At 35.1% G+C, this 25051-nt stretch carries 25 protein-coding genes; 17 read left to right on the top strand and 8 right to left on the bottom strand.

Annotation, left to right across the window (positions count from 1 at the left end; all coding sequences use genetic code 11):
- Positions 1-20: 20 nt before the first annotated feature.
- Positions 21-2168, bottom strand: coding sequence for an AAA family ATPase (locus Q5760_RS17135; protein ID WP_428908829.1), 2148 nt, complete (start codon positions 2166-2168; stop codon positions 21-23).
- A gap of 229 nt (positions 2169-2397) precedes the next feature.
- Here Q5760_RS17135 and Q5760_RS17130 point away from each other — a divergent pair, with 229 nt between their 5' ends.
- Positions 2398-3438, top strand: a complete 1041-nt coding sequence (locus Q5760_RS17130) for a YkvI family membrane protein (RefSeq protein WP_428908828.1) — start codon at positions 2398-2400, stop codon at positions 3436-3438.
- A gap of 34 nt (positions 3439-3472) precedes the next feature.
- On the opposite strand, the gene Q5760_RS17125 is transcribed toward Q5760_RS17130, so the two are convergent.
- Positions 3473-4159, bottom strand: coding sequence for a hypothetical protein (locus tag Q5760_RS17125; protein ID WP_428908827.1), 687 nt, complete (start codon positions 4157-4159; stop codon positions 3473-3475).
- Between the two features lie 31 nt (positions 4160-4190).
- On the bottom strand, positions 4191-4802 hold the full coding sequence (locus tag Q5760_RS17120) for a lysostaphin resistance A-like protein (protein WP_428908826.1): 612 nt from the start codon (positions 4800-4802) through the stop codon (positions 4191-4193).
- Between the two features lie 194 nt (positions 4803-4996).
- Here Q5760_RS17120 and Q5760_RS17115 point away from each other — a divergent pair, with 194 nt between their 5' ends.
- Complete coding sequence (locus Q5760_RS17115; RefSeq protein ID WP_428908825.1) at positions 4997-5110, top strand: DUF6254 family protein; 114 nt, start codon at positions 4997-4999, stop codon at positions 5108-5110.
- Between the two features lie 264 nt (positions 5111-5374).
- On the opposite strand, the gene Q5760_RS17110 is transcribed toward Q5760_RS17115, so the two are convergent.
- A complete protein-coding gene (locus Q5760_RS17110; protein ID WP_428908824.1) occupies positions 5375-5560 on the bottom strand; it encodes a YkvS family protein in 186 nt (61 codons plus the stop codon).
- A 148-nt stretch (positions 5561-5708) separates the two neighbouring features.
- Here Q5760_RS17110 and Q5760_RS17105 point away from each other — a divergent pair, with 148 nt between their 5' ends.
- From Q5760_RS17105 to Q5760_RS17075, 7 genes are all read left to right on the top strand, one after another.
- A complete protein-coding gene (locus Q5760_RS17105) occupies positions 5709-5903 on the top strand; it encodes a hypothetical protein (RefSeq protein ID WP_428908823.1) in 195 nt (64 codons plus the stop codon).
- A 574-nt stretch (positions 5904-6477) separates the two neighbouring features.
- Complete coding sequence (ltrA, locus tag Q5760_RS17100) at positions 6478-7776, top strand: group II intron reverse transcriptase/maturase (protein ID WP_428908596.1); 1299 nt, start codon at positions 6478-6480, stop codon at positions 7774-7776.
- Positions 7777-8080: 304 nt separating this feature from the next.
- The gene (locus Q5760_RS17095) at positions 8081-8347 is read left to right on the top strand and encodes a phosphocarrier protein HPr (protein WP_428908822.1); all 267 of its coding nucleotides are present in this window, start codon (positions 8081-8083) and stop codon (positions 8345-8347) included.
- Positions 8348-10063, top strand: coding sequence for a phosphoenolpyruvate--protein phosphotransferase (ptsP, locus tag Q5760_RS17090; RefSeq protein WP_428908821.1), 1716 nt, complete (start codon positions 8348-8350; stop codon positions 10061-10063).
- A gap of 299 nt (positions 10064-10362) precedes the next feature.
- Positions 10363-10782, top strand: a complete 420-nt coding sequence (locus Q5760_RS17085; protein WP_428912618.1) for a hypothetical protein — start codon at positions 10363-10365, stop codon at positions 10780-10782.
- 80 nt (positions 10783-10862) lie between these two features.
- Positions 10863-11741, top strand: a complete 879-nt coding sequence (locus tag Q5760_RS17080) for an NAD(P)-dependent oxidoreductase (protein ID WP_428908820.1) — start codon at positions 10863-10865, stop codon at positions 11739-11741.
- 58 nt (positions 11742-11799) lie between these two features.
- Positions 11800-11982: a hypothetical protein gene (locus Q5760_RS17075; protein ID WP_428908819.1), complete on the top strand. Its 183-nt coding sequence runs from the start codon at positions 11800-11802 to the stop codon at positions 11980-11982.
- 17 nt (positions 11983-11999) lie between these two features.
- Here Q5760_RS17075 and Q5760_RS17070 read toward each other — a convergent pair whose 3' ends face one another.
- A complete protein-coding gene (locus tag Q5760_RS17070; protein WP_428908818.1) occupies positions 12000-13151 on the bottom strand; it encodes an aminotransferase A in 1152 nt (383 codons plus the stop codon).
- Positions 13152-13303: 152 nt separating this feature from the next.
- On the opposite strand from Q5760_RS17070, the gene Q5760_RS17065 reads away from it, so the two are divergent.
- Positions 13304-13831, top strand: coding sequence for an RDD family protein (locus tag Q5760_RS17065; RefSeq protein ID WP_428908817.1), 528 nt, complete (start codon positions 13304-13306; stop codon positions 13829-13831).
- 139 nt (positions 13832-13970) lie between these two features.
- Positions 13971-14876 carry a chemotaxis protein gene (locus Q5760_RS17060; RefSeq protein WP_428908816.1) on the top strand — a complete coding sequence of 302 codons (906 nt, stop codon included), beginning with the start codon at positions 13971-13973 and terminating at the stop codon, positions 14874-14876.
- An 83-nt stretch (positions 14877-14959) separates the two neighbouring features.
- Here Q5760_RS17060 and Q5760_RS17055 read toward each other — a convergent pair whose 3' ends face one another.
- Positions 14960-15442: a YkyB family protein gene (locus tag Q5760_RS17055; protein ID WP_428908815.1), complete on the bottom strand. Its 483-nt coding sequence runs from the start codon at positions 15440-15442 to the stop codon at positions 14960-14962.
- Between the two features lie 169 nt (positions 15443-15611).
- Complete coding sequence (locus Q5760_RS17050) at positions 15612-16106, bottom strand: L,D-transpeptidase family protein (RefSeq protein WP_428908814.1); 495 nt, start codon at positions 16104-16106, stop codon at positions 15612-15614.
- Between the two features lie 158 nt (positions 16107-16264).
- Between Q5760_RS17050 and Q5760_RS17045 the strand changes: the two genes are divergently transcribed.
- On the top strand, positions 16265-17803 hold the full coding sequence (locus Q5760_RS17045) for an exopolyphosphatase (protein ID WP_428908813.1): 1539 nt from the start codon (positions 16265-16267) through the stop codon (positions 17801-17803).
- Between the two features lie 83 nt (positions 17804-17886).
- A complete protein-coding gene (locus Q5760_RS17040; protein ID WP_428908812.1) occupies positions 17887-19992 on the top strand; it encodes an RNA degradosome polyphosphate kinase in 2106 nt (701 codons plus the stop codon).
- A gap of 94 nt (positions 19993-20086) precedes the next feature.
- On the opposite strand, the gene Q5760_RS17035 is transcribed toward Q5760_RS17040, so the two are convergent.
- Positions 20087-20965 carry a metallophosphoesterase gene (locus Q5760_RS17035; protein ID WP_428908811.1) on the bottom strand — a complete coding sequence of 293 codons (879 nt, stop codon included), beginning with the start codon at positions 20963-20965 and terminating at the stop codon, positions 20087-20089.
- Positions 20966-21135: 170 nt separating this feature from the next.
- Here Q5760_RS17035 and Q5760_RS17030 point away from each other — a divergent pair, with 170 nt between their 5' ends.
- The 4 genes from Q5760_RS17030 (at position 21136) to Q5760_RS17015 (ending at position 24964) form a co-directional block, all read left to right on the top strand.
- Complete coding sequence (locus Q5760_RS17030; protein WP_428908810.1) at positions 21136-22341, top strand: EAL-associated domain-containing protein; 1206 nt, start codon at positions 21136-21138, stop codon at positions 22339-22341.
- 222 nt (positions 22342-22563) lie between these two features.
- On the top strand, positions 22564-22800 hold the full coding sequence (locus Q5760_RS17025; protein WP_428908809.1) for a YkuJ family protein: 237 nt from the start codon (positions 22564-22566) through the stop codon (positions 22798-22800).
- A 144-nt stretch (positions 22801-22944) separates the two neighbouring features.
- Positions 22945-23376, top strand: a complete 432-nt coding sequence (cbpB, locus tag Q5760_RS17020) for a cyclic-di-AMP-binding protein CbpB (RefSeq protein ID WP_428908808.1) — start codon at positions 22945-22947, stop codon at positions 23374-23376.
- Between the two features lie 76 nt (positions 23377-23452).
- Positions 23453-24964, top strand: a complete 1512-nt coding sequence (locus Q5760_RS17015) for an MDR family MFS transporter (RefSeq protein WP_428908807.1) — start codon at positions 23453-23455, stop codon at positions 24962-24964.
- Positions 24965-25051: the final 87 nt, after the last annotated feature.

Below are 25051 nucleotides of genomic sequence, written 5' to 3'. Positions count from 1 at the left end.
CAGCGGTTCTTTTATCGGATTTATTTTGTCTTAATAACCACTTGATCATCTTCAAGGTCGGCTAATAAGTTTGCAGATGTTCCGTTTTCTAAGATATAGTCGGCAATTTTATCTTCTAATTGCTCTTGGATGACTCTTCGAAGTGGGCGAGCTCCAAATGTTTGATTATAACCTAAATCCACTAGTTTTTCCTTTGCTTCAATTGAAACCGTTAATGTGTAATGTTGTTCTTGCAAACTCTTATTTAATTCATGAAGCATAAGATCGATAATTTCTAGAAGATGCGTTTTTTCTAATGGGTTAAACTCAATAATGCTGTCAAAACGGTTTAAAAACTCAGGCTTAAAATACTGTCCAAGTGATTGAAGGATATTGGATTCTTTCACAGCATTGCTTCTCTCAAACCCAACCTGTATTTTTCGATCCCCCACACCTGCATTACTTGTCATGATGATCACGGATTCTTTAAAACTTACCGTTCTTCCTTGACTATCCGTTAAGCGTCCATCTTCGAGAATTTGTAGGAACATATGCAGGACGTCAGGGTGAGCTTTTTCAATTTCATCAAGTAAGATAATGCAGTAAGGGTTCCGGCGAACTTTTTCGGTCAACTGCCCCGCTTCCTCATGTCCAACATATCCTGGAGGAGAGCCGATAATTTTTGACACACTATGCTTCTCCATATACTCACTCATATCGAGTCTTACCATGGCATCTTTTGTGCCGAACAATTCTTGTGCTAATGTTCTAGCCAATTCTGTTTTCCCAACTCCTGTTGGTCCAACAAATAGAAAAGAACCAATTGGTCGATGTTTTGACTTTAACCCAGCACGACTGCGGCGTATTGCTTTAGCTACTTTTTCAACCGCCTCATTTTGACCAATTACTTTTGCAGCAAGGTTTTGTTGTAACTCTCTCATTTGAATTTTTTCATCTTGATGTAATTGACCAATTGGAATTCCTGTTTTCTTTTCCAGAATTTCATGAATTAGTTCAACTCCTACAATAGGTCGCTCAGAGGTATCTGAATGATTCAAGGCTTGTTCAAGCTGTTTTTCTTCTTCACGAAGTTTTGCTGCTTTTTCATATTCCTCATTTTTTAAGACAGCTTCCTTTTCGCTCGCGATTTCTTTTAATCTTTTCTCAATTTCATCTGTTGATGTATAGCTTGATGATAGATTCATTTTCGAACCTGCTTCATCAAGTAAATCAATCGCTTTATCAGGTAAGAATCGATCTTGAATATAGCGTTGCGATAATTTAACACATGCTTCTATAGCATCATCAGTGTAGCTTACATGATGGAAGGCTTCATACTTTGATTGAAGTCCTTTCAAAATTTTAACTGTTGCCTCCACTGATGGTTCGGAAACTTGAACGGGCTGGAACCTGCGTTCAAGTGCAGCGTCTTTTTCAATTTTTCGATATTCATTTAAGGTGGTTGCTCCGACTAATTGAAGTTCACCACGAGCAAGTGCAGGTTTGAGAATATTCCCTGCGTCCATTGAGCCTTCGGCAGAACCTGCACCTACAAGTAAGTGTATTTCATCAACAAATAAAATAATATTTTTACGACTTTGTAAATTGTTGATTAATTGTTTCATTCGCTCTTCAAATTGACCACGAATTCCTGTGTTCGCAACTAAAGAGGCAACATCTAATAAATAAACCTGTTTATTTTTTAATTTAGTAGGTACACTGCCTTCTTCTATTTTTAAAGCAAGACCCTCAGCAATCGCTGTTTTTCCTACACCAGGTTCACCAATTAAAACTGGATTATTTTTATTGCGACGGTTTAAAATCTCAATAACTCGTGAAATTTCTTTATCTCTTCCGATGACAGGATCAATAAGTCCCGCCTTTGCCATACTATTTAAATTACGTCCAAATTGATCTAAAAATCCTCCACCATTACCTTGGAATTTTAAATTTGGTTGCTGTGAGTTTGTCCCTTGTTGTTGATTCATTTGCTTGAACAAATCATCTATTGGGAATGAATGCATCCCACCAAATCCACCAAGATTCATACTAGGTCCAAACTTATTCTTTAAATTTTGTTTATTCGATTGGTAGCATGTTTGACATAGATGAAATTGTTTTTCTTGACCATTCAATACGAATCTCATCGTTACATTTGCATTTCTTTGTTGGCAATTTTGACAAAGCATATACATTCCCCTTTCCTTTTTTTTGTTTGACTTTGACCTTGACTATATTTGACCTTTTGTACTTTGATTATACTCTGACCATTTTTGACTTTCAAGTGATTTGTAATAGAAATTTGTGGAAAAACGAGAGATTTTTGTATTTCTTGTTCTATATTAAAGATTTTTAAAGGAAAAAAGCTCGTCTACCTTTGTCCTAATGATCATATAGTGAGTTAGGAGGGGAAAGCAGTTGAAATCAAATTGGAGTTCTGCTTTTCAAATAGCTGCAGTCTATGTAGGAACAGTTGTTGGAGCAGGGTTTGCAACGGGAAGAGAGATCGTTGAATTTTTCTCAAGGTTTGGGTTTATCGGGCTAGTCGGGATGTTAATGGCAGGATATATCTTCATTTTTTTAGGAACGAAAATCATGGTCATATCAGCTGACATTAATGCAAGATCCTATGAGGAATTTAATGAGTATTTATTTGGAAAATCAATTGGGAAAATCATTAATATAGTAACTTTACTGATGCTAATTGGAGTTAGTGCCGTCATGCTTGCAGGGGCAGGGGCAGTATTTCAGGAACAATTAGGGTTGTCAAGAATGATAGGGATAATGTTAACTATCGTCCTTTCGTTTATTGTCATGATTGTTGGGACAAGAGCTTTATTTGCTGTAAATACATTTGTAGTGCCCTTAATGATTGGATTTAGCTTTATTTTATTTTTATTATCAATCCGACAGCCCTATTTCTTAGAGCACGTTTTATATATTCCTTATGTGAAGGACGGCTGGTCTTCTGTTGTTTCACCATTTTCCTATACAGCATTTAATTTATCTCTAGCACAAGCTGTTCTTGTTCCAATTGCTTCTGAAATCAAAGATATTAAAACGATTAGAAGGGGAGGAATGATAGGGGGAGCGGTTTTAACGATTATTCTTTTTGCAAGCCATATGACACTTGTTATGCTCCCCAACTTTTCAGCTTATGAAATACCAATGGCTATTATAATGAAAAACCTAGCCCCAGGGTTATTATGGATTTATGTGCTGATCATTTATGGAGAGATCTTCACTTCAATTATTGGCAATGTATATGGACTTGAGAAACAAATCAAACAATATATTAATATTCCAACGATGTTTATTGTAACTGGCATATTTTCGATTTGCCTTTTACTAAGCCAATTTGATTACAGTCAACTTCTTTCATACTTATATCCGCTATTTGGATATATCAGTTTATTATTTATTGTTCTTTTGTGGATGAAACGAGAAAATAAAAAATGAGGTGTTACTGTTTACACCTCATTTTTTATTCGTATTAATCAACTTGTATATGTTTAGCCATTTGGATAAATGCATCCAGGTGATTATCTTGTTCCTTTGTAGATATCATTAATTTAATCAAATGTTTGTCTTGTGGAATTAAATAAGCAGTGACCAATTCGTTATTTAATTTTGTCTGCATAACGGTTGCGTTCTTGTAAAATTCATCTTCTGGAGGATTTAATGTTTGGACATCTTCATTTACTGCTTGTAACTGTGCAAGCGTATTTTCTTTTTGTTCTTCAAAATTTATATCCCCTGTTAAAATACTAATTCTCATATAATGGGAGCCGTCTTCACTAAAATATACTTGGTCCATCCGAGGTTCTTCAGCCGTTAATACATATGATGGCAGTACATAAAGACCAAATGGTTGATTGTCACTTTTCTTCCACATAGCTGTTTCTTCTATAGATTCTCCGTTACGTGAATATTTTAATTTCATTTCTGTTGGAGGCGAAACCTTTTGATCATCATTATTTTTTTGATCAGGAGCAATATTTTCACCTTCTGTATTAGGTTTTGTGTCGTCTTCTTTTTCTTCTTGGGTTTCTTTTGTTTGTTCTTGTTGAAGTTGTTGGGCTTCATTAGCGGTTTCATCAGTGTCAGTGCTTGTCCCACAAGCGACTAGAAATACGGATAAAATCATGAATGTAAAAAGATATTTTAAAAATCTAGGCATAAAAATTCCTCCTTATAATTGATAATTCACATTATCTTAATGGAAATAAAATAAACAGACAGAAATCAAAAACGACATGGGAAATGATGTTAAGTGTAATATTCTTTTTCCATGCATAAAGAATTCCCCAATAGATTCCCCCTACGAGGGCTGCAACCATATGAATGTAGTAGCCTGAGTATAATTGTACAGATGCGTAGGCTAAGGTTGCAAGGGTAATGGAAAGAGGCAGACTAACTTTGCTTGCTAATTTTTTCTGAATAAAACCTCTCCAAAATATTTCTTCACCAGGAACGATGATGAATAACAATGTTAAATAATGCCAAAAATTCGACGGAGAATAATATTTATATAATGCAGTAATCTCCTTTTTAAATGGCATATGAAAGAAATCAATGATATAATCACCTAGCCAAAAGAGGGTAAACAGAAGAAAACCTGAGAGAACACCATAAATGAAATTTTGAATATAGGATGATTGCGAATCTGCTTTTTCATTAAAAATGGAATAGCTAATTAATATTAACATGGAAGCTGTAAACATATGCCAAAAAATATTTTTATCTTGAAAAGTAAAATATATAAGGATATGGGCAATGATGATGCCGATAACGATTCGTAAGTCAAATCTAGTGTTTTTCACTACTATACTCCTCCATTCCTCCTTATTTTACCAAAAAAAGAAGAATCACGGTAGAAATGGCGAGGAATACTAATGGATTTAATTATTATTACTATTTACCAAATTTATTCTTTCTATGTAATCGGATTATAAAAATTAGAAAAATGCACAGGATAAGCAAGAACGACGATTCTTAAAGGAAGGGGGATTTCTGTATGACTAGATCTAAGAGTCAGAAAGAAAGACAGTGGACTGTTCGAAAACAAGACCAAAATCCTCATGGAAAAGTGAAGTCGCTCAAAGAACTAGCTAATGAGGGGAAAGAATAGAAGAACTTATGCGATACTTGTATAGTAAGGCTATGTAAAAGGTTAATGATGATTTTAAACTCCTGTTGATTGTAGCGGAAGGTACGAAGAACCCTACGGAAAAAGCGAAACAAAATCCCTTAAGACACGAAGATTAAGGTGGCGGGCGTAATCGGCAAGCGAAGTGCCTGAAAAGCAACAACAATCAAGTTTAACAGAGCCTACAGAAAAGGAGTTAGACACCACTAGATAAGACTATGTTCTAAAGTGGTGTCTGACTCCTTATTAAAGTACCTCTTTGACAATTTTATAGTTTTTATGATTGACGACTGTTCGAGCTTCTAAATCTAATTTCATGAAATCTTCCATATACGTAAGGTCAACGATTACAGAGTTTTCGTTTACTTTTTCAACGATTCCTTGTAAGCCATTTCTAAATTCAATTACACTGCCTACCTCAGCTATTTTCAAAAGCCCTCTCTCCTCTGTATTTATATTTTTAATATTTTTTATATTAGTAATATTTTGCACTATATTCCTTTATTCGTAAAGAGTTTTTTGAAACTTTACTACTTATCAAACAACCCTTACTATAAATGTATAGTAAGGAGTGATTTTTATGACAGAGGAAATGGCTATTAACATTTTGGAAAAGCTTAGAAATGGAGAAATGGAAGAATATTTAATTGCGAAGGATGAATTTTTATCTTTCCGCCAAGTCCTAATAAAACAAGAGGATTTTAAGCATTTTCGTGGGATTGCCCAAATAGGTGGAGACGTTCTATATCAATATTTTAAAGAACCAATTAGTTAAAAGAAGGGTGAACGAAAATATTCACCCTTTCTTTTTTTATGCGCGTGCCCAGCAAGCCGTTAATTGCTAGTTGGTGAAAGTCCAACCTGAGTAAGTACCAAGACGCTCAGTAGCTGACAGGCAACTGGTGAAGAAATTCTAAGGTTGAAGCCCTGTGACAAAGTAACTCCCTAGCGGAGTGCGAGCAAACTAACAGGTTGTAACATAAAGTGAATCCTGCCGTCTCGTCAAAAGAACCTACCTACGGTAGCCAAAGAGAAGTCGAGCCTTGGGATAATGGGCGAAGACCATGGAAGGTGTGAAGATCTTGGAATAGCAGCACCGATGAATCTCTCGGGGTATGGGGAGCGACATGTTAGTAAAGTAGTTAGCGGAACTGGGGATACCCTCCTTGTCACTTTCTAACGAAAGTAAAGCAGAAACCTATAAGTGCAAACGAAGTGGTGGATGGATGAGAGGGAGTCGGAGGGGGTCATAGTACCATTAATGACAATGACAACACAACATTGTCTAGGGAAGGACGGCGCAAGCCATTACCCTACTTCGTTCATATGTCAGAAGGAGGTAAGAGTCAGTGAATGTCAGGAAAATGACTAACTACACCAATAAAGTAAAAGCTCAAGAACTCTGGAAGACGTTATATCTTTGTGCCAAGGAATGTCCAACTCGAAGATTTCACGCTTTATATGACAAAATCTATCGTCCTGATATTCTATGGGAGGCATGGCAACGTGTGAAGCGAAAGAAAGGAAGTGGAGGTGTCGATGGACAGACGATTGAACAAATCGTCTTGGAGTACGGGGAAAAGAAATTTATGAACGAGCTCTATTTGGAACTAAAGGAGAAGCGTTATCACCCTAGTCCAGTCCTAAGAACCTATATTCCAAAGGATGATGGAAAGAAACGTCCATTAGGAATTCCAACTATTAAAGATCGGGTCGTACAGATGGCAACGAAAATGGTTATTGAACCAATATTCGAGGCTGACTTTCATGACTGTTCGTTTGGTTTTCGTCCAAAGCGAAATGCCCATCAAGCGATGGCAAAGATAAGAAAAGCCAGTAAGAAATGTTTTTGGGTAGTAGACGTCGATATCCAAGGATATTTCGATAATATTAATCAATACAAGTTGATGAAAATATTAGAACAAAGGATTAGTGATCGACGGGTTTTAAAGCTTGTTCGAAAATGGCTAGAGTCAGGCATAATGGAGGAAGGCAAAATAAGAAATCCAATTACTGGTACACCGCAAGGTGGTGTAATTTCACCTCTTTTAGCTAATATCTACCTAAATACAATGGATATGCTTTGGGAGAAGAAGTTCAAAGACTTGGGTGAACTCATAAGGTATGCGGATGACTTCGTCATTATGTGTAAAACCAAACAACAAGCACTTGAAAGTATAAAGGTCATCCAATCAATAATGAGGAAACTTGACCTTACTATTAATAGAAATAAATCGAGACTAGTTAATCTGTGGAATGACATAGATGGTTTCGATTTTCTAGGATTTCATAATCGGAAGTTTCCAATCAGACGAAAAGGTGGAAACACGTTATATGTCATGTCACATATACCTAAGAGGAATGCGATGAAGAAAATGCGTTCTAAGATTAAAGCCTATACAGAACCAAGGAATAAATTATACTTGGATATCAGAGAGTTAGTAAAAGGGCTAAATAGGAAACTGCAAGGTTTCAAGAATTACTATCTTATCTCGGCTCACGCAAAGAAATGGCTAAATAGAATCGACTGGTATGTATTAGAACGACTTACCTTATTTCATAACAAAAAGAGAAATAATCGTAAGAAACATGGAAATTTAAAGGATGTAAGAAAAGAAGTGAAACATATATTAGTGAAAATTAGCTAGTTAGACGCTGTAAAGCCAAGGAAAGAAGAACGTCGGAAAGCCGTATGAAGGAAAACTTCACGTACGGTTTGATGAGGAGGAGCTGAAAGTAAAAGAGATAGCAAAAGCTATCCCTTTGAAATCAGTTTCTTACTCTACGACTAAGTTATGTCAATATAGTAAAACATGTAAATATATTGAGATGTAAACGGATACCTTACTGAAAATTAGAACTTAATTTATTTATGTATATAAGAATTGTCGTACTATAACGAAAATGATATCCTTTTATAGGATACTGTCGAAAAATAGGAGGGTTTTTGGTATGGTTGAAAAGAATTTTAATGTAATCGCGACTACAGGTATACATGCTCGTCCAGCAACCATGTTGGTACAACTGGCAAGTAAATTTAATTCAGAGATAAGTCTTGAATATAAGGGTAAAAAAGTGAACTTAAAGTCAATTATGGGAGTCATGTCTTTAGGTATAGGTCAAGGTGCTGACATCAAAATAATGGTGGATGGTAAAGACGAAGTTGAAGCACTAAATGCTTTAGAGGAAACATTAATTAAAGAAGGGTTGGCAGAATAAATGACAGTACTAAAAGGAATTGCGGCTTCAAGCGGAATTGCTATAGCAAAAGCATATCGATTAGTAGAACCTGATCTTTCATTTACTAAAAAAGAAATAACTGATATTGAACAAGAAATTAAGCGTTTTAATGACGCCTTAGAAATCTCGAAAACAGAATTAGAAGCAATACGTGAAAAAGCGAATATCGAACTTGGTGCAGATAAGGCAGCTATTTTTGAAGCACATCTATTAATTGCGAATGATCCCGAAATGATATCTCCGATTGAGGATAAAATGAAAACGGAAAAGGTTAATGCGGAACAGGCGCTTTCAGAAGTAACTGACATGTTTATTGCAATGTTTGAACAAATGGATAATGAATATATGCGAGAAAGAGCTGCTGATATTCGAGATGTAAGAAAGCGCATTCTTTCTCATCTATTAGGTGTTAAAATTGTCAATCCAAGTATGATTTCGGAAGAGGCCATTATTGTTGCAGAAGATCTAACCCCTTCTGATACAGCTCAATTAAATCGCAACTATGTAAAAGCGTTTACGACTAATATTGGTGGTAGAACTTCGCATTCAGCAATTATGGCTCGTTCTATGGAAATTCCTGCCGTTGTAGGAACAAAAACAGCAACAAAGGAAATTCAAAATGGTGACATTATCATTGTCGATGGATTAAAAGGTGAAGTTCATATAAACCCTACCGAAGAAATCATCCAACAATATAAGCAAGAACATGCTCAATATGAAGCACAAAAAGCAGAGTGGGCAAAACTATTAAACGAAAAAACCATTTCTGCTGATGGGCATCAAGTGGAATTGGTTGCTAATATTGGCACTCCTAATGATTTAGAAGGCGTAATCAACAACGGTGGTGAGGGTGTTGGTTTATACAGAACTGAATTCCTTTACATGGGAAGAAATGAACTTCCATCAGAAGAAGAGCAATTCGAATCATATAAAGCAGTCCTTGAAGGTTTAAACGGCAAGCCAGTCGTTGTTCGGACCCTTGATATTGGTGGAGATAAAGAACTCCCATACTTAGATTTACCGAAGGAAATGAACCCATTTCTTGGATTCCGTGCGATTCGTCTTTGTCTAGAAGAACAAGACATTTTTAGAACACAACTTCGAGCATTACTTCGTGCAAGCTCATATGGTAACTTAAAAATTATGTTCCCAATGATAGCAAATCTTGATGAATTCCGAGCAGCGAAAGCCATCTTAGAGGAAGAAAAGCAAAAGCTGGTCAGTGAAGGAGTTCAAGTTTCTGATTCAATCGAGATCGGAATTATGGTGGAAATTCCTTCAACAGCAGTAATGGCTGACCAATTTGCAAAAGAAGTTGATTTCTTCAGTATTGGGACTAATGATCTTATTCAATATACAATGGCGGCAGATCGTATGAATGAACGCGTTTCATATCTCTATCAACCATACAGCCCAGCTATTTTACGACTTGTAAAAATGGTCATTGATGCAGCTCATAAAGAAGGTAAATGGGCAGGAATGTGTGGGGAAATGGCTGGAGATGAAACGGCTATTCCACTGTTACTAGGTCTAGGTCTTGATGAATTTTCAATGAGTGCTACTTCTATCTTAAAGGCGCGCTCACAAATCTTACGACTTTCTAAAAAGGAAATGGAAGAGCTGGCCGAGAAAGCCTTACAAATGAGTACAACTTCAGAAGTTATTGATGCAGTAAATGCTAGCATTCAAAAATAAGAAATTTAAAAAACCGGCTGATAATTCAGTCGGTTTTTTAAATTTTGACTGTGTTAAAGCTTCTTTTGAAAAGAGATTCCTGCGGCATAAAAGAAATAGTCGATCGTTGAAACGAAGTCTTAAGGCGGATCAGGTATAGAACAGAGGAAAATGAATTACCTGAAACGGAAATCAACAAGCAAGTTTAACTTATGCCTTAATTTTAATCATGCTTCTGTTTAATGATGTTAGTTATTGGCTAAGGTGTTAAAAGAGGAGTGATGAATTTGAGGTTGAGCAAAAAAATTGTAGTGAGTCTTATGATTTTGATTGTATTACTTGTTGGTTGTTCACAAAATGAACCATCAATCATCAATCGTTATGCCGAAGCCCATTTAAACAATAAAAATGAATTACAGTTTCGTTTCAAAGTAAACGATAAAATATTTACGGACGAAAAAATGTATAAAGTAAAAGTGAAGATTCATGATGAAGAATTAGCTATTGCCTTGGGAGATGATGAGATTATTTATGGCTCTAGAGAAGTGCCTAATGGCAAAACGTTAGACGTTTCAGATGGAAACTTTATTTATATGGAGCCGATTCCACTGTTAATGGATCTCCACGTTTATGAAATTGAAAAGATGATAAAGGATGAAAAAGCAATTTCAGTTGAAATCATTAGTAATGATGAAGTCATTGCAAAAGCATTTTTAACGAATTTTACATCTCAAATTTAATAGTCGATAAATTGGTTTTCTCACTGCCAATCTTGTAGTGTTACAATAATGTTGTAGACGGCTCGAGAGGAGAGAAAAATATGTTGAGTAAAGAAGATACTGTTATCGGATTCATTGGTACGGGAGTGATGGGGAAAAGCATGGCTATGCATTTTCTTCAAGCGGGCTTTTCAGTTATCGCTTATAACCGTACAAAGGAAAAAGCCAACGAATTATTTGAAAAAGGTGCATCGTGGGCATCTACTCCGAAAGAAGTTGCACAACAATCAAATGTGATCATTACAATGGTTGGTTTTCCAAAAGATGTGGAAGAGGTCTATTTTGGGGAACAAGGAATTATTGAACATGCAAAACGAGGATCATATGTTATTGATATGACCACATCGAATCCTACTTTAGCCAAAAAAATATATGATGTGGCCAAAAAAAAGGGGATTTATGCGCTTGATGCTCCCGTTTCAGGTGGCGATATTGGAGCAAAAGAAGCTCGTTTATCCATCATGGTCGGTGGTGATGTAGAAGCATTTCAGAAAATAGAGCCACTCTTTCAGATACTAGGAACAAATACTGTGTATCAAGGAAATGCAGGTGCAGGACAGCATACGAAAATGTGTAATCAAATTGCGATTGCCTCCAATATGATCGGTGTTTGTGAAGCGATTGTTTATGCTGAAAAAGCAGGGCTCGATCCAGAAAAAGTGTTGGAGAGTATTTCGTCTGGAGCAGCAGGGAGTTGGTCGTTATCTAATCTCGCTCCAAGAATGTTAGCAGGAAACTTTGAACCTGGTTTTTATATAAAACATTTTATTAAGGATATGAATATTGCACTCCAAGAAGCAGAAGCAATGGGGATGGATACCCCTGGACTAGCACTAGCGAAAAACATGTATGATCGCCTTGCCCAAAGTGGTGAAGAAAATAGCGGTACTCAAGCATTGTATAAATATTGGAAAGATTAAATCTGTATAAAAAAAAGCCTCCGAAACACACTAGCATTAGAGTAAAGGAGGTTTTTTTATGGCTAAACGTAATAAAAAGAATGATCCACAGCAAAAAAATAAAAAAGGTTTTGATTCAAGCGTCATAGACTCCGAATTTGCCCACGAATTGGGAAGTACGGATACTAACAAAATCCACAAAGATAAAGCAAAGAAAGAGAAAGCCCCAAAAAATGATGGGAAATATAAAGGTGGTTTATAAGTAGGAACGTGCAGGTTTTAAACCTGCACGTTTTTGAGATAGTGGTGGATTCGATTCAAACCTTCTTCTAATAATTCCATTGAACAAGAGAATGAGAGTCTAAAATAGCCTTCCCCGAAATTTGAAAAAGCACTACCAGGTACAACAGCCACTTTTTCCTTTTTCGCTAAATCTACACAAAAATCAAAAGAAGGAATTTGATAAGGGATTTTCACGAAGAAATAAAAGGCTCCATCAGGCTTATGTACTTCAAGACCCATTCTTGTTAAACGATGATACACATAGTTCCTTCGTTCTAAATATTCCTTTTTCATCTTCCATGCATCATTTTTACCATTTGTAAGAGCTTCGATAGCTGCCATTTGCGAGATCGAAGTGGCACAAGAAACATTATATTGATGGACTTTTAAGATATGTTTGACAATATTTTCTGGCGCAAATAAAAATCCAATTCTCCATCCAGTCATTGAATGGGATTTAGATAAGCCATTAATGATAATGGTTTTCTCTTTTATAAAGGTTGCAATGGAAGTATGGAACCTGTCAAAAACTAATTCACTGTAAATTTCATCAGCTAAAATAAAAACCTCTTTTTCTTCAACGAGATTTGCAATATCCTTTAATTCTGCTTCTGTTAAGCTGATTCCTGTTGGATTAGATGGATAAGGCAGTACTATACATCTTGTGGATTCATTTATGTATGGCATGATCATCTCGGCTGTAAATCGAAAGTCATTTTCTCTTATGTCAACATAAATCGGTTTTGCGCCACACATTTTTATGAGCGGTTCATAACCCGGATAAACCGGACCTGGCAAAATTACCTCAGAGCCTTCTTCTAATATCGTGCGAAAAGCGATATCAATTGCTTCACTTGCACCTACGGTTACGATAATTTCTGTTTCTGGCTTATAGTTTAATTTGTATTTTTCTTTTACATACTGACTTGCAGCCTGACGGAGTTTGATATCACCTGCATTATGTGTATAAGAGGTCATATTTGCATCAATGGCCCGCTTACCAGCCTCTTTCACGTGTTCCGGTGTAGGAAAGTCGGGTTGACCAATTGTTAGTGATATCATCCCTTCAGTTTCAGAGACCATATTTGAAAATTTTCGGATACCAGAGATCTCAATTTCCCTTACCCTTTTATTAACTAAATGTTCCATTTACCTTCACCACCTAAATGATTACTTATTTTATCATGTGAAACTTTGTAAAAAAACAGCTTGTTGAAAATAATGGTCTAAAAAAATATCCCTAGCATAATGTTAATTTTGTAAGGTTTGCTTTATCTCTGAAAAAAGAATGGGGGCCAATGATGAACACAACTTTAGAAAATCATTCTAATGAAGGGGCAACACGTTTTGCCGGCTTTTGGATTCGGGTAGGAGCCTATTTAATTGATTCTGTTATTTTGTCTATACCAATATGGATCGTGTCGTCTATTATCTTTTTTCTTTTCCTAGGTACATCGGATATCTTTTATTACATGATGTATGATAGTACTTATATGTATAGCGAGATTAGTGATGCAGAAGTTTTTTCATTCATGGCTTCTTATTATACAGCATTAATCATTACCATTATCCTTAATTTTATTATTGCGGTTGCTTACTTTGCCGGGCTTCATGCATCAAAATGGCAGGCAACCATTGGGAAAAAACTATTAGGATTAAAAGTGACGGATCTAAACGGTAGACGTATTTCATTCTGGAGGGGATTCGGTAGATATGCAGCCATGTCATTTTTATCTGGAATCTTTTTTATTGGATATATTATGGTTGCGTTTACAGAAAAGAAACAAGGGTTACATGATATGATTGCTAGTACAATCGTCAGTAAATAGCTATGACAAAAATGTATCTGGAAATGATTTTCAGATACATTTTTTGTATAAAAAAGAAAAAATGGTCTAACTTTCCTACTCGTTCATGGTATAGTTAAAAGTAATAGAGAAGACTAAAAAACAGGCAGGTTGAAGACTATTGGAAAATAATAAAGGGATATTGCTAGAATCTGGAACAAATGAATTAGAGATTGTTGAGTTTGGAATTGGTAAAAATCATTTTGGGATTAATGTGATTAAAGTACGAGAAATTATTAACCCCGTACCTGTTACAATTGTACCGAATTCCCATCCACATGTTGAGGGGATTATCGAGTTAAGAGGTGAAGTACTTCCGGTTGTGGATGTAGCCAAGGCTATTGGATTCCCTGATTCAGAGACACCTGAAAAAGATAAATTTATTGTAACTGAATTTAATCAGCAAAAAATTGTTTTTCATGTACATAGTGTTTCACAAATTCATCGTATCTCTTGGCAACAAATTGAAAAACCATCCCAGATGTATAAAGGCGCAGAAAGTCAAATCATCGGAGTGATTAAATTAAATGGTCAAATGATTTTCTTACTTGATTTTGAAAAAATTGTGGTGGAGATTAATCCAGAATCTGGTATTAATATGGAGCGTGTTCAAAAATTAGGAAAAAGAGAACGTTCAAACAAGCATTTAGTCGTAGCGGAAGACTCTCCACTTTTACGAAAACTGCTTCATGATACGCTAGAAGAAGCGGGTTATCATTATATAGAATTCTTTGAAAATGGGAATGAGGCTTACCAATATTTAGAGAATATGGTCAATAAAGGGAGCAATATTGAACAAGAGGTGCAATTGGTTATTACCGATATTGAAATGCCGCAAATGGATGGCCATCATTTGACGAAAAAAATTAAAGAGAATAACCATTTATCCAAGCTGCCGGTCATTATTTTCTCCTCTCTTATAACAGATGATTTACGACATAAAGGTCAGATGGTTGGAGCCAATGCCCAAGTGAGTAAACCAGAAATTGAGGAGCTCGTGCGCTTAATCGATCAACACGCCTTGTAAAAACATAAAAAACTTCTATTAGTGGTTTAAGGGAACCATTAATAGAAGTTTTTTTATGTCTAGCTTTAGCACTTCCGTTTTTTCTAATAATAACTTTCCCCGAGTCTTTTAAAGACAGGTTTGTTATATTTTTTTCGGGTTGGTTTTGTTGGGACTTTATTTTGTTCAACTTCAGATAAGCCTGTATATGTTAAGAGAATTTTTTTTGCTTGGTTTAACGAAAGGGTTGCTTTAGGATTACGCACATTCTGATCCAATTTACCAAGGTGAGGTAATTCTTCAAAATCGCTTTTAGAAGGAGGAAGATGGAATGTGTATTTCCCACATTGGATCAATACATCCGACTGCTGCTGACTATATTTTGGATTATTTGAAAAATGTAATCCGATTTTTTTTGCTTTTCCTTCACGAATGAGTTTATGAAGAGCCGAAAATTTAAGTTTATATAAGAATTTAGGGTTAGGAGCAGTTTTCGCATGTCTATTAACAATGAAGATCGCTTGTGAGAGGTTTTCAATTGTTGGTTGTATTTGAGGTTTAGATGTGTCGTCACTATATGAGGACAATGTTAGGACTCCTTTCAATATGTTAAGAAAAAATAGGTGAAAATAATATTTATAGTATGAGTAATCATATTCATTATACCCTTTTTGTTTCTAAAAGAAAATAAGTTCTCAAAAATTAACGAACATTTGAATATAAACTTATCCAATCACACTTTTTACGAATGAAAGTTCATTGAATTGTAACAGAGGTTCCATTAGGAACTTGTCTAGAAAGTTCAAGTACATCTAGATTATACATGCGAATACAACCGTGTGATACATCTTTACCAATAGAGGATGGATTGTTAGTGCCGTGTATTCCATAGCCCGCCTTTGAAAGAGAAAGCCACATGGCTCCATATGGACCCCCAGGGTTCGGTTCGCGATTTACGATGACAAATGACCCTACAGGCGTTTGAGTTAACATTTTTCCAACTGCAATTGGATACCTTTTAACTAATGTTTGATTGCGAAGCAGTTGAAGGGTTCGATTTCCTTTTGAAACAACAATTTTATAAGGGATTGTTCTAGGGTCTGGTAAACCAGGAATTAGAATAGACCAGCCAGCTTGTATCATATTGACATTTGTTATATGGGGATTTGCCACAAGTAATGCCGGAATTGAAACTCGATAATCCCTTGAAATTGAATATAAAGTTTCCCCTGTTTTAATGATGTGTTGCAATGTTATCACTCCATCCATTTTTATAGCAAATTTTTTATGATAAAATAGCCTATGAAAAATGAATGTAACTGCTACTCTTTTTTTGATAACTAAATTGCAAAAGAAAAAAGTATTTGTTCACGGGGATACAGGTATTCCTAAAATAAGGAGTGATGAAGTTGGAACAGGATAAATGGGGGGTCATTGACATTGGGTCAAATACCATTCGGCTTGTTATATATGAAAAAAAACGGGGTGGAAGTTATAAAGAAACGGAGAATATAAAGACAGTAGCGCGGCTCCGTCAGTACTTAGATGACGATAAGGTTTTAATAGATGAAGGAATCAAAAAGCTCATACATATTTTACAAGGGTTTAAAGAAGTTATTCTATATCATCATGTTTCAGTTGTTTATTGTGTAGCAACAGCAACGATTAGACAATCTAAGAATCATCAAGATATACTCTCGATTGTAAAAGAAAAAACTGGATTTGATATTGACATCTATTCTGAAAAAGATGAAGCCTTTACAGGATACTATGCTGTAACGCGTTCAACACCAATCGAATCAGGCGTTACCATTGATATGGGTGGAGGAAGTACAGAGGTTACCTATTTTGAAAACAGAAAATTGATTTATTATCATAGTTTTCCTTTTGGGTCGGTTTCACTGAAGGAACAGTTTATGAAGCAGGAGAAAATGACCGATCAGGAAAAAAAAGAACTTAATGCCTATCTGTTAAACGCATTTAATGAGCTTCCATGGTTAAGGCATATTAATAAGCCGATTATTGCAATCGGGGGAAGTGCCAGAAATATTGCTCAAATTGATCAGAACTTAAAAAAGTACCCGATTGCTGGTATTCACCAATATACAATGAGCTCCTCAGATTTAATGTTAGTCCAAACTTATCTGGGGCAATTCTCGGTTCCACAATTAGAAAAAGTGGAAGGCCTTTCAAATGACCGCGCCGATATTATTATTCCAGCACTAGAAGCATTTGTGAAGTTTTTCGAATATACGAAAGCACCTTTTTTTATGTTCAGTAGAAGGGGGCTTCGAGACGGCATTTCAATGAAGAATAATCAACTGTACAGTGATTTTCCAACAACAGATGAAATTATTTCTTATAGTATTAAAGAATTATTAGTAGATTATGATGTTCATTTGGAACATGCTGAGCACAGGGCATATCTAGCCCAAAACCTCTTTGAACAGTTAACACCTTATTATTCGTTTTATCATAAAGATTTTTATCAAAAAATGGTAATCATTGGAGCCAAACTTTATTATTTAGGAATTTATATTGATGATGACTCAAGTAGTCAGCATACTTTTTATCTGCTTGCCAACCAGTCAATCAATGGATTGTTTCATCAAGATCGGGTAAGACTAGCATTTATTGCTTCTTTTAAAAATAACACGTTGTTAAAACAATATTATACTTCATTCACAGACTGGTTCTCGAAAGAGGAAATGGCAACCATTCGCGTAGTAGGCGCGATTGCAAAACTAGCCTCATCACTAGATTCATCAAAACGCTCGATTATAAAAAATATTTCAGTAACGAGAGCATCAAAAGATGCTTTACAGCTAAATGTTAATTATAGTGGTAATGCTTTTGTTGAGAGATATGAATTAGAAAAGCATCTTCGTCAATTAGAAAAAGCTCTTCGAATATCGATTGTCGTACAGTTTTTACAGGTTAGTTATTAAATTTACAATTTCTTAACAATTTATTAAATATTTTTTTGATATGCTATTATTGTCGAATTATGCTGAAAAAAGGTGTGTTAGTTATGGACAATAACAATAGAGAACAGTTTAATCATCCATCCTATTACAATAATCGTGAATTAAGTTGGCTCGCATTTAATGAACGAGTTCTACAGGAAGCTGTGGATATACGGAATCCATTATTAGAAAGACTCAAATTTTTGGCCATTTTTAGTTCTAATTTAGATGAATTTTTTATGGTGAGGGTGGCTGGATTAAAAGATCAAGTAAAAGTTGGGTTTGATAAACCAGAAAATAAAGCGGGCTTAACGCCAAAACAACAATTAAGGAAAATATCTGAAAAAACTCATGCTTTAGTCCATCTTCAAGATCAAACATTTGCAAAACAAATTCTTCCTAGTCTAAAAGAAGAGGATATTTATTTATTAAATGTTGAGGATTTAACAGAGGATCAAAAGGGATATCTTGAATCCTATTTTGATGAACAAATCTTTCCGGTATTAACACCAATGGCAGTTGATGCCTATCGACCTTTTCCGATGCTTTTGAATAAAAGTATTAATTTAGCTGTTTCCATTGAAGTTGCTGCAACGGACCCAAGAGAAAGACATTTGGCAATTGTTCAAGTACCTTCATTATTAGAAAGGTTTGTTGGGGTACCTTCAAATGATGGAACCGTTTGCTATGTTTTATTAGAAGATGTGATTTGCTATTTTGTGTCGAAATTATTTACAGGATATACGATTCGTTCGGTTACCCAATTTAGAATTACGAGAAATGCGGATTTAGAGATTCATGAAGAAGGAGCAAGGGACCTTCTGAAAGTAATTGAAAAAGAATTAAAAAAGCGTAAATGGGGAGCGGCTGTCCGTCTCGAAATTAAATCTGAAAAGTTAGATAAGCAGATTTTACATTATTTACTTAATGAATTAGAGATTCACGAGGACGATACTTATTATATTTCAGGACCTCTTGATAAAACCTTTTTATTTTCATTTTATAAAGTTTTTGCTAAATCTAGAACAGATCTCGTTTATGAGCCGTTCATTCCAAAACCATCTAAAGAAATTAATCCAGACAAGGATATCTTTGAAAATGCGATTGATCATGATATGTTATTTCATCATCCGTACGAATCCTTTCAACCCATTGTTGATTTTATGTCAGAAGCAGCATGCGACCCGAATGTTTTAGCGATTAAACAAACTTTGTACCGCGTGAGTGGTGATTCTCCGATTATCGAATCTTTAAAAAAGGCTGCGGAGAATGGAAAGCAAGTAACCGTGTTAGTTGAATTAAAGGCAAGGTTTGATGAAGAAAATAATGTACAGTGGGCAAAGGAGCTTGAAAAGGCAGGCTGTCATGTTATATATGGAATGACCCACCTAAAAACGCATAGTAAAATAACGCTGGTCGTTCGTCGGAAAAAAGGTGTAATTGAGCGATTTGTTCATCTTGGTACAGGGAATTATAATGATCAAACTGCAAAAGCATATACCGATTATGGATATATTACCACGAAACGAAAGTTTGGTATTGATGCAACCAACTTTTTTAATTATTTAAGCGGGTATACAGAAAAACCTGAATATCATCATCTTGCTGTAGCTCCTCACGACATTAGAGGTGAACTCATTAAATTAATCGATCAAGAAATCCAGTATCACCAACAATATCAAAATGGGCATATCATAGCAAAGATGAATTCCTTAACAGATAAAAAGTTAATCATGAAATTGTACGAAGCTTCAACTGCAGGTGTCAAAATTGAATTAATTGTTCGTGGAATTTGCTGCTTAAAACCAGGAATTGAAAAGGTAAGTGAAAATATTCGGGTTGTTAGCATTGTCGGAAGATTTCTCGAACATAGTCGAATTTACTTTTTTCATCATAACGGGGAAGAGAAAATCTATTTATCGTCAGCAGATTTAATGACGAGAAATATGGAGAAGCGAGTAGAAATTTTATTCCCAATATTTGAAGGACGATTGAAAAAAAAGTTGAAGAATTTCTTAGCGCTAGAGCTTTCTGATAATGTTAAGGGCAGGGAGCAGGATAGGAATGGCGATTATCATTATGTAGAAAGAAGAGAGACTGAACCGGAAATAGATAGTCAAGGTTGTTTAATTTTAGAGTCTAATTATTATATTGAGGAAGTTGAAGAATAAAAGAATGCGGAGAGGATGTCCAAAGGTCAATTTTAATAATCTTTAAGCTTTAAATAAGATCATTAAAGAACCTTTGAGAATGACAGCCTCTCTTTTAATGTTTTCCTGCAGATAGTGTAAACAGTGTTAATTCAGGTTTTGATAAAAATCGAAAAGGTAGTCTAGTTGTACCAATTCCACGATTCACATATAAAGTTAAAGCATTTTGTACATCTTTTAATTCATAGAATCCTTCATAATATCGTTCACTATAAGGTGGTGTTATTAAAGGGCCGATAAATGGAATTTTTACTTGTCCACCATGGCTGTGTCCGCTAATTTGTAGTTGAATTCCAAAAGGAACCGCCGCGGTTGCTAAGTCTGGCTCGTGAGCTAAAAGGACTTTATAGGATTCTTCAGGAATCCCCGAAACAGCCTCTTTTAAATCTGGTTTACCAAGCATTGCATCGTCAAGACCAACAATATAAATCGAACTGCCGTTTAATAATTGTATTTCTTGGCTATTATTCTGCAATAAAGTAAAGCCACTGTTAATCATAATATCATGGTACAAATCTGTCCCATACCCGCCGTGATCATGATTTCCATAAATTGAAAATTTACCAAATCTAGTTTGGATGTTAGAAAGTATCGGTATAATTTCTTCACTATTTTTATATTTGTTAGGCTCATCCATTAAATCACCTGTGAAAAAAACGACATCTGGATTCAGTTTGTTGATCTTATTTACAATCTTGGCTAATTGATCTAAATGATAATGAAAGCCTAGGTGTGTATCACTAAATTGAACCATTTTAAACTGGTCAAATTCAATTGGAATGTTAGGGTGATATATTTCATACTTATTAATTTCTAGTAATCTCGTTTCTATTTCTTTTGCATAGTAATAACCACCAGCTGAAGCAGCCGTCATAGCAAAAATAGAACCAAAAGTTCTTCTAATAAATGTTCTCCTCGATATTTTCTTTGGCATAGCAAAACCAACCTATCATATTTTAAAAGTCCTTATTATACTATCAAAGGATACAAAAAATTAGAAGATAAATATATGAAGTATTAAAAATTACATCATTTTACTTAGTTGAAGAATGAAAGGCCATTTAATCTTTATGGTATAATTGGGCATAGTGAAGGAGGGTCAAAATGGACGCATTGGACATTATGTCTGATTTAGATCATGTAATTCCATATTTTCAACCGATTTTCAGTGCTGATGAACATCGTATCATTGGCTATGAAATATTAGGAAGGTATCAAGATTCAGAGAAGGTTATTAGTCTTGGTCCTTTTTTTCGTGATCGTAGTATCCCTGATGAATTTCGGATAGAAGTTGATAATGTTGTGCTTAAAAAAGCCATGGAAAAGGCTCTAACGTTGGATAATGATGTACTCCTTTTCATAAATAGAAGTGAGGAGTTGCTTATGAATGATAGCGGGGAAGATTTATTGCAGCTACTGCTTAAATACCAAGAAAAGGGTATTTCCTTGAATCGAATTGTATTAGAAATTTCAAATGAAGACCCTCACCATCAGATTGATCATTTATTAAATTATTATCGAACATTTGGGATAAAAATTGCGATTGATAAAATGAAAAATACAAGCAGTTTATTGGATCGTATAGGCGATTTAAAACCTGATATTGTAAAGGTTGACTTAGTTCCATTAAGGTCAATGAATCCTCCGCAAGCCTTTCATGAAATCCTTTATTCACTATCCCTTTTAGCAAGAAAAATTGGTGCCGCATTATTATTTAAAAATATTGAAATGGTTTATCAGCTTCAATTTGCATGGAAAAATGGTGGGCGTTATTATCAAGGTTACTACCTAGAAGGTCCTTCAGGCCAATTTGTCCCTCGAGATTCATTAAAAAATAAACTAAAAACTGAATTCCATGAATTTATTATATATGAAAAGAGAAAACTAGAAGCCATCGTGACTATTACAGATGAGTTTCAATCAAGGCTTCAGGTAATTCTTAATAAAACACGTAAATATAATGAATATGAGGATTTATTAGGAGCTCTTGCAAAAGATTTAGAAGGAATAGCTTTTAGAATATACATTTGTGATGAAGATGGATTTCAAAAGTCACCTAATTTAATAAAAATGGAAAAAGGGTGGGACATCCAACCAGAGTATATTCAAAAGAACTGGAGTTGGCGTCCTTACTTTTTGGAAAATATTGTTAAAATGAGAAAGGAAAAAAAAGGCATTTTATCCGATTTATATCATGATATTGAAACGGGCGATGCAACTAGGACCTTCTCATTTCCTTTAAATGGGTATGACTATTTATTTATCGATCTTTCCTATGATTTCCTGTATAAACATAATCAATTACTGTAATGGTTCAGCTTTTGATGAATACTAAAGGCGCGTATCGCTAATTTTGTAAAAAAAACTCGATTTTTTTCGACTAATACTTGTACAATTACATGTTTTTCTTTATGCTGATTATGTTAGGAAAATTATCTTGAAACGTATTAAATTAGAATTAATTTTCTGGTTTAGAAGGAGAGCATTTGAGAAACCTAAACATAAGCAGCTTTTGTTGAAAGGAGAGGAAATATGTCACAACTTCAGGGTATCTTAACTCGTTTAAAAAATCTTCAAGAGCAATCAGCAAATGGAGAGCCATCACAACGCTTTTTTGAGGTAAATGGTGAGCGAAAGTGTCAGGTAACGTATCAACCTAAGTCATCCACATTTGAATTGGAAGTGTACTTCGATAAAGAGAAACCAAAGCGGTATCAATTTGATAATATTGATATGATTACAATTGAAATTTTTGATCTAATTCAATAAGCTAATCTACTGACATAAACAAAGGAACCCATTAAGGTTCCTTTTTTATGAAGAAATTTCCACATTTTGATGATGAATAGGGCAGAAAATTCTAAACTGTGCTAAAATAATAGGACATAATTTATTTTCTGAGGTGAATTCATCATGTTAAATCCCGAAAATTTCCTCACCATTGATATGCGTCTGTTAATGATCCCATCCGAGAAGGTTGCGCATGTACAAGTGGGAAATAGCCTTGAGCATGCTTTGTTAGTATTGACAAAAAGCGGTTATAGTGCGATCCCTGTACTCGATCCTCTTTATAAACTTCATGGTCTTATATCAACTCCTATTATTATGGAATCCATACTTGGGTTGGAAAGAATTGAGTATGAAAAATTGGAAACCACTCGGGTTGAGGAAGTCATGAATAAACAAATTCCACATGTGAAAATTGATGCGAATGTACAGGACATGATACAGTTGTTAGTAGATTATCCTTTTCTTTGTGTTGAAAATAATGAAGGATACTTTGAAGGAATTCTTACGAGAAGGGCTATTTTGAATTTAATCAATGAAGTTTTTCATACTAAATAGAATAATAGCTTCCCTGTATCTAGGGGGCTTTGTTTTTTTATAGAGGGATTATTAGGATTAGAAAGGATTATATCAAATGGAAAGTGTATTGCATACAAAACAATCAAAACGGAAAACCAATCGCCCTATTGTCCTCGCTTCAATTATGCTTGCCATGTTCATGGGGGCTATTGAGGGAACGATTGTTTCGACAGCCATGCCTGCGATAGTTGGTGAGTTGGGGGATTTTTCATTATACAGCTGGGTTTTTTCATCTTATTTATTAATGAATACTGTAACCGTTTTAATTTATGGGAAACTGTCAGATTTGTTTGGGCGTAAACCAGTCATTAATTTTGGGATTATCATTTTTTTAATTGGTTCCATTTTGTGTGGGCTAGCACAATCGATGACAGAACTAATTATTTTTCGATTTATTCAAGGATTTGGTGCAGGAGCCATTACCCCTATTGCAACGACGATTGTAGGTGATATTTATACAAAAGAGGAAAGAGCAAAAATACAAGGATACTTATCAAGTGTTTGGGGCATCTCTGCTGTTCTTGGACCTGCTATCGGCGGTTTATTTGTTCAATTTGTTAGTTGGAGATTCGTCTTTTGGGTTAATATCCCACTTGGAATTTTAGCCATGATTGGAATTGGATTTTTCTTACATGAAAACATCGAAAAAAACAAAAAGCCAATCGATTATGGAGGAGCTATTTTAACGACCATTTTTACTTCAATATTAATGTTTGTACTTGTGGAAGGTGGGAATCGTTGGGATTGGTTATCCTTTCAAATAATAGGATTGCTCGTAGTGGCCTTAATTGCTTTCTTTTTATTTTATAAACATGAACAAAAAGCAGTTGAACCGATTATGCCATTTTCAATTTGGAAGGATCGTACAATTTTATTGGCGAATTTGACATCTTTAACGACTGGAATTATGTTAATCGGGATTTCAAGCTTTTTGCCGACATTTGTACAAGGGGTAATGGAAAAATCACCGCTTATTGCAGGTTTTACATTAACAACCATGTCTATTGGTTGGCCCATTGCATCAACGGTAGCAGGTACGTTATTGCTAAAAATTGGCGTGCGGACAACTTCTTTTATTGGTGGAATTGCTCTTATTTTAGGTAGCGTTATGTTTGTTATGTTAACACCTGAAGCTGGACCATTATGGGCTGCAATAGGTTCTTTTATTATTGGACTCGGGATGGGGTTAACAACTACGACCTTTATTGTTTCGATACAAAGTGCTGTTAGTTGGGAGCAGAGAGGGATTGCAACCGCATCAAACTCCTTTATGAGAAACCTCGGGAATACAATAGGTGCAGCATTTCTTGGCGGAGTTTTAAATAGCAGATTGATGAGTTATTTTAATCAATATGGTAATGAGCATACCTCTCATTTAAACGTTGACTCAACAAACCTTCTGTTAAATAAGGAGGAGAGAAATCGATTGTCCGAGGATGTTTTACAAATTCTTCAAGACGGATTAACGCACTCCTTACATACCGTTTATTATGTTGTCCTTTTTCTAGCGATTCTTAGTATGATTCTTATTTGGTTTTTACCAAAAGAACCAAAAAATTCAAGATAAATTACCAATTGAAACTTCTCATACTTCTATTAGAGATTAACAAACTAATGGAAGAAAGGAGTTGAAATAGTCTTGAAAAAAATTTTT

The sequence above is a fragment of the Niallia sp. Kr1 genome (assembly GCF_050389805.1).
GTDB lineage: Bacteria > Bacillota > Bacilli > Bacillales > Cytobacillaceae > Bacillus_BD.
This window is presented reverse-complemented; position numbering and strand designations above follow the sequence as displayed.